Below are 13556 nucleotides of genomic sequence, written 5' to 3'. Positions count from 1 at the left end.
CGGAGCTGGCCGCAGACGCAAGGCCGACAGCACGGGGATTTTCGTTTTTCAAGGAGTGGCACCATGGCTGAATTTCTCTTCACTTCCGAATCGGTTTCCGAAGGCCATCCCGACAAGGTCGCCGACCAGGTCTCCGACGGCGTCCTCGACGCCATCCTCGCCGACGACCCGAAAGCGCGCGTAGCCTGCGAGACCCTGGTGTCGACCGGCCTCGTCGTGATCTCGGGCGAAATCACCACCACCGCCCACCCCAACTACCGCGAGATCGCCCAGGAAGTCATCCGCCGCATCGGCTACGACAACTCCGACATCGGCTTCGACTACAAGAGCTGCGCGGTGCTGGCGGCGATCAACCGCCAGTCGCCCGACATCGCCCAGGGGGTGAACGAAGGCGAAGGCCTCGATCTCGACCAGGGCGCCGGCGACCAGGGGCTGATGTTCGGCTACGCCACCGATGAAACTCCGAGCCTGATGCCGCTGCCGATCTACTACGCCCACCGCATCATGCAGCGCCAGGCCGAAGTGCGTAAGGACGGCCGCCTGCCGTGGCTGCGCCCGGACGCGAAGAGCCAGATTACGGTGAAGTACGTCGACGGCAAGCCGGTGGCGATCGACACCGTGGTGGTGTCCACCCAGCACCACCCCGACGTGTCGCATGCACAGATCTCCGAAGCGGTGATCGAGGAGATCATCAAGCCGGTGCTGCCGAAGGAGCTGATGCAGGGCGAGGTGCGCTACCTGATCAACCCCACCGGGCGCTTCGTCATCGGCGGCCCGCACGGCGACTGCGGCCTCACCGGGCGCAAGATCATCGTCGACACCTACGGCGGCGCCGCCCACCACGGCGGCGGCGCGTTCTCGGGCAAGGACCCGTCGAAGGTCGACCGCTCGGCCGCCTACGCCGGCCGCTACGTCGCCAAGAACGTCGTCGCTGCGGGCCTGGCGGGCAAGTGCGAAGTGCAGGTCGCCTACGCGATCGGCGTGGCGCGCCCGGTGTCGCTGATGGTCAACACCTTCGGTACCGGCCGGATCGCCGACGACCGCATCGCCGCCCTGATCGGCAAGCACTTCGACCTGCGCCCGAAAGCGATCATCCAGACCCTCGACCTGCTGCGCCCGATCTACTCCAAGACCGCCGCCTACGGCCACTTCGGCCGCGACGAGCCGGAGTTCACCTGGGAGCAGACCGACAAGGCCGCCGCGCTGCGCGCCGACGCCGGGCTGTAAGCGGCTCTTTTTCATCGCGGCGGCGGCAGGCGGGATCGGACATCGCCTGCCGCCGCCGGCATTCAGACCTCCATCAACGACTTTTCGTACCGCCCATGCTCCAGCAAGTCCTGATGTTCGTCCTCGGTCTCGTCGTCCTCGTCGCCGGCGCGGAACTGCTGGTGCGCGGCGCCTCGCGGCTGGCCACATCCTTCGGCGTGTCGCCGCTGGTGGTGGGCCTGACCGTGGTCGCGTTCGGCACCAGCGCACCGGAAATGGCGGTGTCGGTCGGCTCGGCGCTGGCCGGCAGCCCCGACCTGGCGATCGGCAACGTGGTCGGCAGCAATATCGCCAACATCCTGCTGATCCTGGGCATCTCGGCGCTGATCACACCGCTGCTGGTGGACGAGCAGATCATCCGCCAGGAAATCCCGATCATGATCGGGGTCTCGGCGCTGCTCGTGGTGATGGCCCTCGACGGCAGCCTGAGCCTGCTCGAATCCGCGATTCTCTTCGGCCTCGTGCTCGCCTACACCGTGTTCCTGGTGGTGCAGTCGCGGCGCGCCTCGAAAGAGGTCCAGGACGAGTTCGAAACCGAACTCCCGACCTCGACCTGGGACCGCCACTGGAGCGCGCAGCTGGCGCTGATCGCGATCGGCCTCGCGATGCTGGTGGTGGGCGCCGACTGGCTGGTCGACGCCGCGGTCGCCTTCGCCCGCGCCTTCGGCGTCAGCGACCTGGTGATCGGCCTCACCATCGTCGCCGTCGGCACGTCGATGCCCGAAATCGCCACCTCGATCGTCGCCGCGCTGCGCGGCCAGCGCGACATCGCCGTGGGCAACGTCGTCGGCAGCAACGTCTTCAACATCCTCGCCGTGCTCGGCGCCGCCGGCATCGCCTCGGGCGCCGGCCTGCCGGTCTCGGAGGCGGCGCGCAACTTCGACCTGTGGGTGATGCTCGCAGTCGCCTTCGCCTGCCTGCCGATCATGATCACCGGGCGCGAAATCGCACGCTGGGAAGGCGGCATCTTCCTCGGCTACTACGCCGCCTACACCGCCTGGCTGGCCCTCCAGGCTCAGCAGCACGCCAGCCTGCCCGCCTTCTCCAGCGTCATGCTCGGCTACGTGATGCCGCTCACCGTGATCACCCTGGCGGTCAGCCTGGTGCGCCACAACGGCAGCCGGCGCTGAGCGCCTGCACCGCCACACTCGCCGCGGCGCCGAACAGGGCCGCGACCGCTGCCGGGTTCGACGGAAACCAGAAATGCACGTAGGACGCGGTGAGCGCGCCGCAGCGGTAGATCGCCTCGCCCTCGCCGCCGTCGGGGCGGCGCGCGCGCAGCGCCGGCACGAGCGCGGTTTCGGTCTTCGAATAGTGGAAGGTATGGCCGCTGAGCCGGCCTTCGGGCAGTGTCACTTCCTGCATGCCGAGCGCCGCCAGGCGCTTTTGCATCACGGCGCGCCCGGGCAGCAGGCCGGCGAAGGCGTGGGCCGCGCCGTCGCGGTCCACCACCGTTTCGAGCAGGCTCATCAGCCCCCCGCATTCGGCCAGCAGCGGCTTGCCGGCGGCGACGTGGGCGCGCAGCGCCGACCACAGGCCGGTGTTGGCGGCGAGCGCGGCGGCATGGAGTTCCGGGTAGCCGCCGGGCAGCCACACCGCGTCGCTGGCGGGCGGCAGGGGCTCGCCGGCGAGGGGGGAGAAGAACACCAGCTCGGCGCCGAGCGCGCGCAGGGTGTCGAGGTTGGCCGGGTAGAGGAAGCCGTAGGCCGCATCGCGCGCCACCGCCACCCGCCGCCCGGCGAGCAGGGGCGGAATCACCGGCGCCGGCACTGCGGGAAATTCGACCGCCGGCGGCAACGCCACCGCACCGGTGTGCTGCAGATGGTCGGCGAGGCGGTCCAGCCGCGCATCGAGGTCTTCGATCTCGGCCGCCTGCAACAGGCCGAGATGGCGTTCGGGCAGCGCCGCGGCCGCATCGCGCATCACCGCGCCGAACCAGCGCATGCCGGCGGGCAGCGATGCGCGCAGCAGCTCGGCGTGGTGCGCGCTGCCGACGTGGTTGGCGAGGACGCCGGCAAACGGCAGCCCGGGCCGGTAGTGGGCGAGGCCATGGGCGACGGCGCCGAAGGTCTGCGCCATCGCCCGCGCGTCGATCACCGCCATCACCGGAATGCCGAAGCGGCGGGCGATGTCGGCCGCCGAAGGGGCGCCGTCGTACAGCCCCATCACCCCTTCGATCAGGATCAGATCGGCCTCGCCCGCCGCCCGGTACAGGCGCCAGGCGATGTCGGCCTCGCCGCACATGCCGAGATCGACGTTATCCACCGGCGCGCCGCTGGCCACCGCGTGGATCTGCGGGTCGAGGAAGTCGGGCCCGCACTTGAACACCCGCACGCGGCGCCCGAGCCGGGTGTGGAGGCGGGCGAGCGCGGCGGTGATCGTGGTCTTGCCCTGGCCCGAAGCCGGTGCGGCGACGAACAGCGCCGGGCAGCGCGCCGCGGCCGTTTGCGGGGCCGCCGCCGCGGCCTGGCGCACCACGACAGTGCTCACTTCCGGCCCTCCCCATGCACCACCGCACAGCCGGCGTGCGGCAGCGGCGAAGCCTGGGGCTGGGCGGCGGGCTCGAACCACGACAGCTTCGGGTAGAGGCCGACCACGCTGCCGATCACGGTGAGCGAGGGCGGGCGCACCCCTTCCTGGTGGACGCGCTCGGCCAGGGTCGCCAGATCCGCCACCACCACCCGCTGCGCATGGGTGGTGCCGCGCTCGATGACCCCGGCCGGCGTGTCCGGCGGCAGGCCGTGGGCGATGAACTGGCGGCAGATCTCGGCCAGGCGCGAAATGCCCATGTAGATCACCACCGTCTGCTGCGGGCGGGCAAGCATCGCCCAGTCCAGATCGAGCGCGCCGTTCTTGAGGAAACCGGTGGTGAACACCACCGATTGCGCATGGTCGCGGTGGGTCAGCGGAATGCCGGCATAGGCGGCGACGCCGGCCGCGGCGGTGACGCCGGGAACGACTTCGACGGTGATCCCGGCCTCGACCAGCACTTCCATCTCCTCGCCGCCGCGGCCGAAGATGAAGGGGTCGCCGCCCTTGAGCCGCACCACCCGCTTGCCGGCCTGCGCCAGGCGCAGCAGCAGGCGGTTGATCTCGTCCTGCGGCAGGGTGTGGTCGGCGGCCTTCTTGCCGACGTAGATGCGCTCGGCCGCCGCCGGGGCGAGGTCGACGATCGCCGGGCTGACGAGGTTGTCATGGACGACCACATCCGCCCCCGCCACCAGGCGGGCGCCGCGCAGGGTGAACAGTTCCGGGTCGCCGGGGCCGGCGCCCACCAGGTACACATGCCCCGGCAGCGGGCCGGGGCGATAGACCGCGAGATCGGGCAGTGCCATCTTTACCACTCCATGCCGGGCATCGCCTTCACCCCGGCGGCGAAGGCGTGCTTGACCGGCGTCATGTCGGTGACGGTGTCGGCGGCCTCGAGCAGCGCGGACGGCGCGCCGCGGCCGGTGACCACCACGTGTTGGCGCGGCGGCCGCGCGCGCAGATCGGCGAGCACCGCGTCCACCTCCAGGTAACGGTGCTTGAGCGCGATGTTGAGCTCGTCGAGCACCACCAGGCCGATGCCCGGATCCTGAAGCATCTCGCGTGCCAGCGCCCAGGCCGCCTGCGCGCGGGCGACGTCGCGCGCGCGGTCCTGGGTATCCCAGGTGAAGCCTTCGCCCATCACGAGCCAGCGCACGCCGGGCTGGGCGCGGAAGAAGGCCTCCTCGCCGGTGTCGGCGCGGCCCTTGATGAACTGCACCACGCCCACCTGCAGGCCATGGCCGAGGGCGCGCGCCACCAGGCCGAAGCCGGCGCTCGACTTGCCCTTGCCGTTGCCGGTGTTGACCAGCAGCACACCGCGCTCGGCCTGTGCGTGCGCGATCCGGTCGTCGATCACCGCCTTCTTGTGCGCCATGCGCGCGTTGTGGCGGGCGTCGCGTTCCTCGCTTTCGGTCATGCTGTCCTTTCCTCGATTAGCTGCATCGCGCGCCCCAACGCGCACGGTGCACATTGTCCCCGATCTGCCTGCGCGCGTTCAGTCCGGCACGAAAATCGCCCGGCCGTCGAGTTCGCAGCGCCGCAGCGGATGGCCGAAAGCCTGGCTCAGGACGTCTTCGCGCAGCACCCGGTCGCGCGCGCCGGCAATCACCCCGCCACGGCCGTCGAGCAGGATCACCTGGTCGGCGAAGCGCGCGGCCAGGTTGAGGTCGTGCATCACCATGACCACGCCGCGGCCCGCCGGATCGGTGCGGGCGATGCGGCGGAACAGCTCCAGGGTGGCGATCTGGTGGTGCAGGTCGAGGTGGTTCAGCGGCTCGTCGAGCAGGAACAGGCGCGGCGCCTGCGCGAGCAGGGCGGCGATCGCCACGCGCTGGCGCTCGCCGCCGGACAGGGTCAGGACGTCGCGCCCCTCGAACCCGGCGAGGCCGGCGTCGGCCAGCGCCCGGCGGGCGATGGCGACATCCTCGGCGCCCTCCCAACCCCAGCGGCCGAGGTGGGGATGGCGGCCGATCAGCACCGTCTCGAGCACGCTCGCGGCGAAATGGTCCGGCTGCTGCTGCACCAGCAGGCCGCGGAAGCGCGCCGCCTCCAGCGTCGGCCACGCCGCGTAGGGCCGCCCCCCGAGCCGCACCGCGCCCGCCGTGGGCGCGCGCAGCCCGGCCAGGGTGTGCAGCAAGGTGGTCTTGCCGGCGCCATTGGGGCCGAGCAGCACCAGGCACTCCCCCGCCGCCAGGCGCAGGCTGAACTCGCAGCACAGCCAGCGCCCGCCCACCTGCAGCGCGAGGCGCTCGGCCTCGAGCAGGGGAGCGTCGGTGGCGGGGCGGCGGACGGCGTTCATCGCGGGCTGCGCGAGAGCAGGAACAGAAAGACCGGCACGCCGATCAGCGCGGTCAGCACCCCCACCGGCAGCTGCTGGGGCGCGATCACCGTGCGCGCCGCGGTGTCGGCCAGGGTCAGCAGGGTGCCGCCGGCGAGCGCCGCGGCCGGAATCAGCACGCGCTGGTCGTTGCCCAGCGCCAGCCGCACCAGGTGAGGCACGATCAGGCCGACGAAGCCGACCGAGCCCACCAGCGTCACCGCGGTCGCGGTCAGCAGCGAAGCGAGCACGTACAGGCCGACGCGCAGGCGGGACACCGCCACCCCGAGCGCGCGCGCGCCGAGTTCGCCGCGCGCGAGCACGTTGAGGTCGCGCGCACAGGGCGCCACCAGCGCCAGCGCCCCCACCAGCACCACCAGCGCCGGCCACGGCCGCACCGCCGCGCTGGCGTCCCCCATCAGCCAGAACAGCATCGATTTCACCCGCGTATCCGATGCCAGCGCAAGCATCAGCGACACCGCCGCGCCGCAGCCGGCGGCGACGATGACCCCGGTCAGCAGCAGCCGGGTCTGCGTCCAGCTGCCGTCGCCGTGCGCCAGCCCGAACACCAGCAGCATCGCGGTGAGTGCGCCAACGAAGGCCGAGGCATCGATCCAGAAGCTCGCCGCGCCGAGCGTGATCGCGCCCAGCGCCCCCACCGCTGCACCGCCGGAAATGCCCAGGATGTAGGGGTCGGCGAGCGGATTGCGCAGCAGCACCTGCATCAGCGCGCCGGCGGTGGCGAGCAGGCCGCCACAGGCGAAGGCGGCAACCGCGCGCGGCAGGCGCAGTTCGCGCACGATCGCGGCGGACATGCCCTGCTCGCTGCCGAACAGGGCGCCGAACACGGTGCCCGCCGGAATGTCGAGCTCACCCGCCGACAAGGCCCACAGCAGGGCCAGCACCGCCGACAGCGCAAGCCCGGCGAGGACGATCCGCGCCCGCCGTCCGGCAAGCGCGGAGCCGTGGGCCGAAGGCGGGCGGAACACGGCCACCGGGGCTCAGCGCGGGGTGTAGCGCAGGCCGACGAAGGCGGTGCGCCCTTCGGTCGCGAACACCGTGTTCTGGTAGCCGCGCTCGAGCACGTAGTCCTTGTCGCCCGCGTTCTTGAGCTGCGCTTCCAGCGTCCACGCCTTGTCGAATCGGTAACGGGCGAACAGATCGACCAGGCCATAGCCGCCCATCCGTTGATCGTTGGCGGAATCCTCGTAGCGCGCACCGACCGCGGTCCACTGGCCGCCGACGGTCCACGCACCGACGCTGTAATCGACTCCGGCGAGCAGGCGCTGGCGGGCGCGCCGGCGCAGCACGTTGTCGGTCTGCTCGTCGCGCGGATCGAGGAAATCGGCCACCACGTTCCACTGCCAGGCCTGCGCGCGGCCGCGGTAGCTGGCGGTCAGGCCGCGGATCCTGGCCTTGCCGATGTTCTCCGGGGTGAAGCCCCAGTCGATGAGGTCCGAGATCCGGTTGTCGAAGTAGACCACGCGCACTTCCTGGCCGGCGTGCTCCCAGGCGAGGCCGGCCTCACGGTTGCGCGCCGACTCCGGCGCGAGGTCCGGATTACCGCCGAAGCAGCCGAAGGAAAAGCAGTTCACCGGATAGTACAGGTCGTTGAAACTGGGCGCCTTGAACGCCGTCCCCAATGAAGCGAAGGCGCGCAGCGCCTCGGTGAGCTGGTAGCCGTAGGCGGCCGACCAGGTCTTCTCGCTGCCGAAGCGTTCGATGTCGTCGTGGCGGAGGTTGACCTGCACGCCGTGCGCGCCGAACGCTGCGGTCCAGCCGAGGAAGGCGGAATCGGTGGTCCGCGAATCGACCACCAGGGCACCGCTGGTATCGACCTCCTGGCGCTGCTGCTCGATGCCGGCGAGCCAGGTGCCCCACACCGTGCGAATGTCGTTCTGCCAGGAGACGAGCCCGGTATCGGTGACGAAGCGGTCCTTGGCCCCGGGACGGAAGTTGTCGGAAGCGTATTCCATCGCCCCCACCCGCAGCGTGGACGTCCACCGCTCGCTCAGCCGGTTTCGCGTGTAGGCATTCCAGCTCAGGATGTCGTTGTCGGTGTGGTTGTCGAAATCGAAGTCGCCGTCGGTGTGGTTCTCGTCCGCGGAGCGCAGCACGTGCACGCCGAGCTCATGGCCCTCGGCCGGGCGCCACTGCAGGCTGCCCGAAGCGGCGCTGTTGTCGTAGCCGTCGCGGTCGGGATTGGCGCTCGGGCCGCGCGTCGCCGAGATGCCGTCGGTCTGGAGCCGGCTGGCCGACAGCGCATAGGACCATTGCTCCGTTCCACCCGACACGCCGGCCTGCAGGTCGCGCGTGTCGTGGCTGCCGTAGCGCAGCGCCAGCCGCGGCTTCGCCGGGCCCTGGCCGCGGCGGGTGAAGACCTGGACCACGCCGCCGATCGCCTCCGAACCGTACAGCGACGAAGCCGGGCCGCGCAGGATCTCGATGCGCTCGATTTCGGCCGCGTTCAGGGTCTCGAACGGCGCCTGCCCGAGCGTGGCCGAGGTGACCGGCATGCCATCGACGAGGAGCAGCGCGTGCCCGCTGTCGGTACCGCGAATCAGCACCGAGGCGGATTTGCCCGGCAGGCCGCCGTCGGTGACGAACACCCCGGCGGTGCGGGACAGCACTTGCGCCAAGGTGGTGTCGCCCAGGCGCTCGATCTGCTCACGGGTGACCACGGTGACGTCGGCGAGCAAGTCGTCGACCTTGCTTTCCTGGCGGGTCGCGGTGACCACGACGTGGTCGAGCTGGGGATCGCCGGCCTGGGCCGGGACGAACGGGTAAGCGAGCGCGCACGCGGAGACGAGCGCGGAAAGGCGGATTTTCATTTGAACGGGGGACTCCATTCGCCAGGGCGCGCGTCCCCGCACGTCATGGCAGCTGCACATGGACATGCCGGAAGCAGGAGCGCACCGAACCGAGCAGGAAAACCCGCGCCCGTCGCCACCACCCCGCGGCACATCCGCCAAATCGCGTTCGGCCGGTCTCCGGGCTCGGGCGCTGTACCGGCCGATGGGCCGGTCGCAGCGGATCGCCTTCCCGGGAGGGTGTCCCAGTGGCTGCGTGATCCGCCTTGCGCGCACTTACCGTTGCGGGGGCAGCACAGGCATTGCGGCCATCGTTCCAGCGATGGGCCGCGCACCTGTTTCCCGTTTAACCCGGGGCGAGAACCGCCCGCGGGCACCGATGACGCGTTGCCCCTTCCGGGGCAATGGGCATGGATGATACCGTCCCGGACGCAATCCTGCAGTGCCATCGAACCTGCCCACCCGCACATGCCACCGAACGAGGCCCTACGGCCACACCTCAAGCACAACCCAGGCCCTTGATCCGATGAGCGCTGAACTGATCCTGGGCGGCGCGCGCTCGGGCAAGAGCGGCGAGGCCGAGCGCCGCGCCGCCGCCTCCGGCCTCGCCGTCACCGTCATCGCCACCGCCGAGGCGCTCGACGACGAGATGGCGGCGCGCATCCGCCGCCACCGCGCCGACCGTCCCGCCGCCTGGCGCACCGTCGAAGCGCCGCTGGCGCTCGCCGCCACGCTGCGCCGCGAAGCCGCACCCGGACGCTGCCTGGTCGTCGACTGCCTGACGCTGTGGCTCGCCAACCTCCTCGCCGGTGCCGAGGCCCTGCCCCCCGGCGCCGAAGCCGAAGCCCTGCCGCGCTTTCGCGACGAGCGCGGCGCGCTCCTTGCCGTCCTCCCCACCCTGCCCGGCCGGGTGATCCTGGTGGCGAACGAGGTCGGCCTCGGCCTGGTGCCGGAAACCCCGCTCGGGCGCCTGTTCCGCGACGAGGCCGGGCGGCTCAACCAGGCGGTGGCGGCGTGCTGCGCCCACGTGGTGTTCGTCGCCGCCGGTCTGCCGCTGGTGCTCAAGCAGGGCTAAACTGCGCCCTGGACGCCAACCGAGGAGCACGACTTGAGCCTGCCCGCCGCAAAGCGCGCCATGAACCTGGACGCATTCCTCGCCTGGGAGGGGCAACAGCCCGAGCGCTGGGAATTCGTCGACGGCGAAGCCTTCGTCATGGCCGGCGGCACCGACGTGCCCAACACCATCACCGGCAACACTTACATCGCCTTGCGCAACGCGCTGCGCGGCACCCGCCGCAGCGTGTTCATGACCAACGTGCGCCTGCGCCTGGCCGCGGACGACAGCCTGTTCTACCCCGACGATTCCGCCACCACCGACACGCCCACATGAACTTCGACATCGCCGCGCCCGACGCCGCCCTCGCCCCCGCCCTCCAGCACAAGATCGACCAGAAGACCAAGCCCCCCGGCGCACTCGGCCGGCTGGAAGCGCTCGCGCTGCAGATCGGCCTGATCCAGCAGAGCCTCACCCCCGAACTGCGCCAGCCCCACCTCGCCGTCTTCGCCGCCGACCACGGCGCGGCACGCGCCGGCGTGTCGGCCTTCCCCCAGGACGTGACCTGGCAGATGGTGGAGAACTTCCTCGCCGGCGGCGCCGCGATCAACGTCTTCAGCCGCCAGCTCGGCCTCGACCTCAGCGTCGTCGATGCCGGCGTCAATCATGCGTTCGCCCCCCGCCCCGCGCTGATCGACGCCAAGATCGCCGCCGGCACGGCCAACTACCTCGAACGCCCGGCGATGAGCGCCGAACAGCGCGACGCCGCGCTCGCGCGCGGGCGCCGCCTCGCCCATGCGCTGGCGGACAACGGCTGCAACTGCATCGGCTTCGGCGAGATGGGGATCGGCAACACCGCCGCCGCCTCGCTGCTGACCCACTGCCTGATCGGCGCCGAGCGCGACGCCGACCTCGACACCGTCACCGGCCGCGGCACCGGCCTGGACGACGCCGGCCTGACGCGCAAGCGCGCCCTGCTGCGCCAGGCGCTGGCCCGCGGCGGCTACCCGACCGACGCCCTCGAAGCGCTCGCCGAATACGGCGGGCTGGAGATCGCGATGATGGCCGGCGCCATGCTCGGCGCCGCGGAAAAGCGCATGGTGCTGCTGATCGACGGCTTCATCGTCACCTCGGCCCTGCTCGTCGCCCACGCCCTCGCCCCCACCATCCTGCCCTACTGCGTGTTCGCCCACCGCTCGCAGGAGCCCGGCCACCGCGTGCAGCTCGCCTTCCTCGGCGCCGAACCGCTGATGGAGCTCGACCTGCGCCTGGGCGAAGGCACCGGCGCCGCACTCGCCTACCCCCTCGTCCAGGCGGCGGTGAACTTCCTCAACGAGATGGCGAGCTTCGAATCGGCCGGCGTCAGCGAGAAGGGCTGAGGCATAGGAACAGGCCCGCGGCGATGCGCTACCAGCTCGAACTCTTCTTCACCGCGCTCGGCTTCTTCACCCGCCTGCCGGTGCCGGCCTGGGTGCCGTGGTCGTCCGAACGCCTGAACCACGCCGCGCGCTATTTCCCGCTCGTGGGCTGGGTGGTGGGCGCGCTCGGCGCGGTCAGCTACCTTGTCTTCGCCCTGGCGCTGCCGCCCGCGCTCGCCGTGATCCTGTCGATGGCGGTGACCATCCGCGCCACCGGCGCCTTCCACGAGGACGGCTTCGCCGACGCCTGCGACGGCCTCGGCGGCGGCTGGGACAAAGCGCAGGTGCTGACGATCATGAAGGACTCGCGCATCGGCAGCTACGGCACCGTCGGCATCGTGCTGATGCTGCTCGCCAAGGCCGCGGCGCTGCTCGAACTGGCGGCGGCCGGTGGCGGACCTGCGGTGGCGCTCGCACTCTTCGTCGCCCACCCGCTGTCGCGCCTCGCCTCGACCAGCCTGATCCACCTGCTGCCCTACGTGCGCGAGGACGAAACCGCCAAGTCGAAGCCGCTCGCCAAGCGCCTGACTCCGACCGAACTCGCCATCGCCGCCGTCTTCGGCCTGCTCCCGCTGGCCTGGCTGGCGCCGGCCCAAGCCCTCGCCGTACTGGCCGCGGTAGCCGGCGTCACCGCCTGGGCCGCGCGCATGTTCGTGCGCCGCCTCGGCGGCTACACCGGCGACCTGCTCGGCGCGCTGCAGCAGGCGGCGGAACTCGCCTGCTATGTCGGCCTGCTCGCAGGCGCGCGGATGACCGCCCTGTAGCAGCACGCACCGGCGCCGAGACGATCAGCCGCGTGCTGGCCGGCCCGCGCTCGCCCGTGCCGACGCTGATCCGCGAAACGATGCGGCGGCTCATCGAAGAGATCCGCCTGCTCGAACAACGCGTCGCGCAGCTGGAGCGCGAATTCACCGAAGTGGCGCGGCATAGTGCCGCGTGCACACAACGGATGTCGGTGCCGGGCATTGGCCTGTTGACCGCGACGGCGATGGTGGCGGCCACCGGCGGCGACATGACGCACTTCAAGGATGCCCGTCATTTTGCGAGCTGGTTCGGGCTCACGCCCAAGGAGTACTCGTCGGGCAGTACCCGGAAGCTCGGGCGGGATTCTACGCGCAGGCCATCCACATTGGATGGCGCGCGGCAGGATCGCGGGTCCTCCCCGCTCACGCGGGCGAGGAAGTCTTCGGCCGCCTCGATCACCGCGGCTTGCGGTGCCGGCGTCTGGAGCGCCGCGCGGGCGGCGGCAAGCAGGGGGAATAGGGGACAGGCCCCAATTTCCAACCCCGATGCCATAGGACAACCCCGCTCTCCTGGATCCATGCCTTCGCATTGGCATTGGCATTTTTCCAGCCTCAATCACGCCCAGCCTCCCGCTCCAACCACGTCGAAAACTCCAGCGGCCTGAGCCCGAAGCGGATCGCATTGCCGGGGTGAAGCGTCTTGAATTCGGCCAGCGTCAATGTCACGAAACGTACCCGGTCCTCCTCCGCCACCGTTACCGGCAACACGGCGCGGATCGCTGCTTCGTCGGCGGCTTGCCCGCCGCACACGATGGCAGCGACGGCTTCGGCGAGTTCGTTGCGGTAGCGCAGGCGGAACGTATCGGGCGGCACGAGCTGCTGCTGCACGGCGACGTATTGCTGGCACGAACGCTCGTAGGCCCAGACGAATACGTCGCGCAGCAGGGCGACGTCGTTGAGTTCATACACCCCCAGCATCGCATCGACGTAAGCCTGTGCCGGCAGGTCGATGAAGGACAGCGGGCAGAGATTGTGGCGGACCAGCGGAATGTTGGCGGCGAGGCGCGAAACACGTTTATTCACGTCTTCGAAGGGTTGCAGGTAAGGCAGGTGCACCATCAGGAAGAAGGCCTGCTCGAAGGGGTCGTCGATTTCACCGGCGATCTGGAGCACGATGCCGAACAGCTCTGCGAGGCGCTGTGGCAGCGCGACCGGGAGATACACGCTGCCGCCGATGCCTTCCGGGTGTCGGGCGGTCACGTCGACGATGGGCTGAAATGCCTCGGTACGGATTTTTTTTGGCATGAACCTAGAAACCTCAGTTGGTGAGGTGCAGTTTGCCCGTAATACTGGCAGGCTAAGGGTTTGGCGTTGATCAAGGAAGTCACCCGATGGGTGAGTCGAAATTGAAGCGTTCGG

Annotated in this window: 13 protein-coding genes, 1 pseudogene and 1 riboswitch; of the genes and pseudogenes, 7 read left to right on the top strand and 7 right to left on the bottom strand. The window is 70.6% G+C overall.

All coding sequences use genetic code 11. The features are described from left to right. Positions 1-63: 63 nt before the first annotated feature. Positions 64-1227 carry a methionine adenosyltransferase gene (metK, locus tag MXC99_RS10190; protein ID WP_247725341.1) on the top strand — a complete coding sequence of 388 codons (1164 nt, stop codon included), beginning with the start codon at positions 64-66 and terminating at the stop codon, positions 1225-1227. 95 nt (positions 1228-1322) lie between these two features. Next, positions 1323-2396 carry a calcium/sodium antiporter gene (locus MXC99_RS10185; protein ID WP_247725340.1) on the top strand — a complete coding sequence of 358 codons (1074 nt, stop codon included), beginning with the start codon at positions 1323-1325 and terminating at the stop codon, positions 2394-2396. On the opposite strand, the gene MXC99_RS10180 is transcribed toward MXC99_RS10185, so the two are convergent. The 6 genes from MXC99_RS10180 to MXC99_RS10155 form a co-directional block, all read right to left on the bottom strand. After that, positions 2362-3756: a cobyrinate a,c-diamide synthase gene (locus MXC99_RS10180; protein ID WP_247725339.1), complete on the bottom strand. Its 1395-nt coding sequence runs from the start codon at positions 3754-3756 to the stop codon at positions 2362-2364. The two genes, MXC99_RS10185 and MXC99_RS10180, sit on opposite strands and share 35 nt — an antisense overlap. Continuing rightward, positions 3753-4601, bottom strand: coding sequence for a uroporphyrinogen-III C-methyltransferase (gene cobA, locus MXC99_RS10175; RefSeq protein ID WP_247725338.1), 849 nt, complete (start codon positions 4599-4601; stop codon positions 3753-3755). Before cobA ends, MXC99_RS10180 begins: the two co-directional genes overlap by 4 nt. A 2-nt stretch (positions 4602-4603) precedes the next feature. Next, positions 4604-5212, bottom strand: coding sequence for a cob(I)yrinic acid a,c-diamide adenosyltransferase (cobO, locus tag MXC99_RS10170; protein WP_247725337.1), 609 nt, complete (start codon positions 5210-5212; stop codon positions 4604-4606). A gap of 78 nt (positions 5213-5290) precedes the next feature. Beyond that, the gene (locus MXC99_RS10165; protein WP_247725336.1) at positions 5291-6094 is read right to left on the bottom strand and encodes an ABC transporter ATP-binding protein; all 804 of its coding nucleotides are present in this window, start codon (positions 6092-6094) and stop codon (positions 5291-5293) included. Next, positions 6091-7047: a FecCD family ABC transporter permease gene (locus MXC99_RS10160; protein ID WP_432654246.1), complete on the bottom strand. Its 957-nt coding sequence runs from the start codon at positions 7045-7047 to the stop codon at positions 6091-6093. The genes MXC99_RS10165 and MXC99_RS10160 overlap by 4 nt, the downstream gene beginning before the upstream one ends. 66 nt (positions 7048-7113) lie before the next feature. Then, positions 7114-8943, bottom strand: coding sequence for a TonB-dependent receptor domain-containing protein (locus MXC99_RS10155; RefSeq protein WP_247725335.1), 1830 nt, complete (start codon positions 8941-8943; stop codon positions 7114-7116). A 133-nt stretch (positions 8944-9076) separates the two neighbouring features. Beyond that, positions 9077-9318: riboswitch (cobalamin riboswitch) on the bottom strand. Positions 9319-9448: 130 nt separating this feature from the next. Between MXC99_RS10155 and cobU the strand changes: the two genes are divergently transcribed. The 5 genes and pseudogenes from cobU to MXC99_RS16995 form a co-directional block, all read left to right on the top strand. After that, complete coding sequence (gene cobU, locus MXC99_RS10150) at positions 9449-9997, top strand: bifunctional adenosylcobinamide kinase/adenosylcobinamide-phosphate guanylyltransferase (RefSeq protein WP_247725334.1); 549 nt, start codon at positions 9449-9451, stop codon at positions 9995-9997. A gap of 33 nt (positions 9998-10030) precedes the next feature. Beyond that, positions 10031-10312, top strand: a complete 282-nt coding sequence (locus MXC99_RS10145; RefSeq protein WP_247725333.1) for a Uma2 family endonuclease — start codon at positions 10031-10033, stop codon at positions 10310-10312. Beyond that, positions 10309-11355, top strand: coding sequence for a nicotinate-nucleotide--dimethylbenzimidazole phosphoribosyltransferase (cobT, locus tag MXC99_RS10140; protein WP_247725332.1), 1047 nt, complete (start codon positions 10309-10311; stop codon positions 11353-11355). The genes MXC99_RS10145 and cobT overlap by 4 nt, the downstream gene beginning before the upstream one ends. Before the next feature lie 23 nt (positions 11356-11378). Then, positions 11379-12158, top strand: a complete 780-nt coding sequence (locus tag MXC99_RS10135; RefSeq protein WP_247725331.1) for an adenosylcobinamide-GDP ribazoletransferase — start codon at positions 11379-11381, stop codon at positions 12156-12158. An 80-nt stretch (positions 12159-12238) separates the two neighbouring features. Further along, positions 12239-12496: pseudogene (locus MXC99_RS16995) on the top strand (transposase); the annotation flags it as partial. A 253-nt stretch (positions 12497-12749) separates the two neighbouring features. Here MXC99_RS16995 and MXC99_RS10125 read toward each other — a convergent pair. Then, positions 12750-13556: Fic family protein (locus MXC99_RS10125; RefSeq protein WP_247725330.1), on the bottom strand; the 807-nt coding region annotated here is incomplete at its 5' end.

Source organism: Thauera aromatica, assembly GCF_023093595.1.
Taxonomy (GTDB): Bacteria; Pseudomonadota; Gammaproteobacteria; order Burkholderiales; family Rhodocyclaceae; genus Thauera; species Thauera aromatica_A.
The sequence above is the reverse complement of the archived record's forward strand: the minus strand, read 5'-3'. Positions and strand labels throughout refer to the sequence as shown.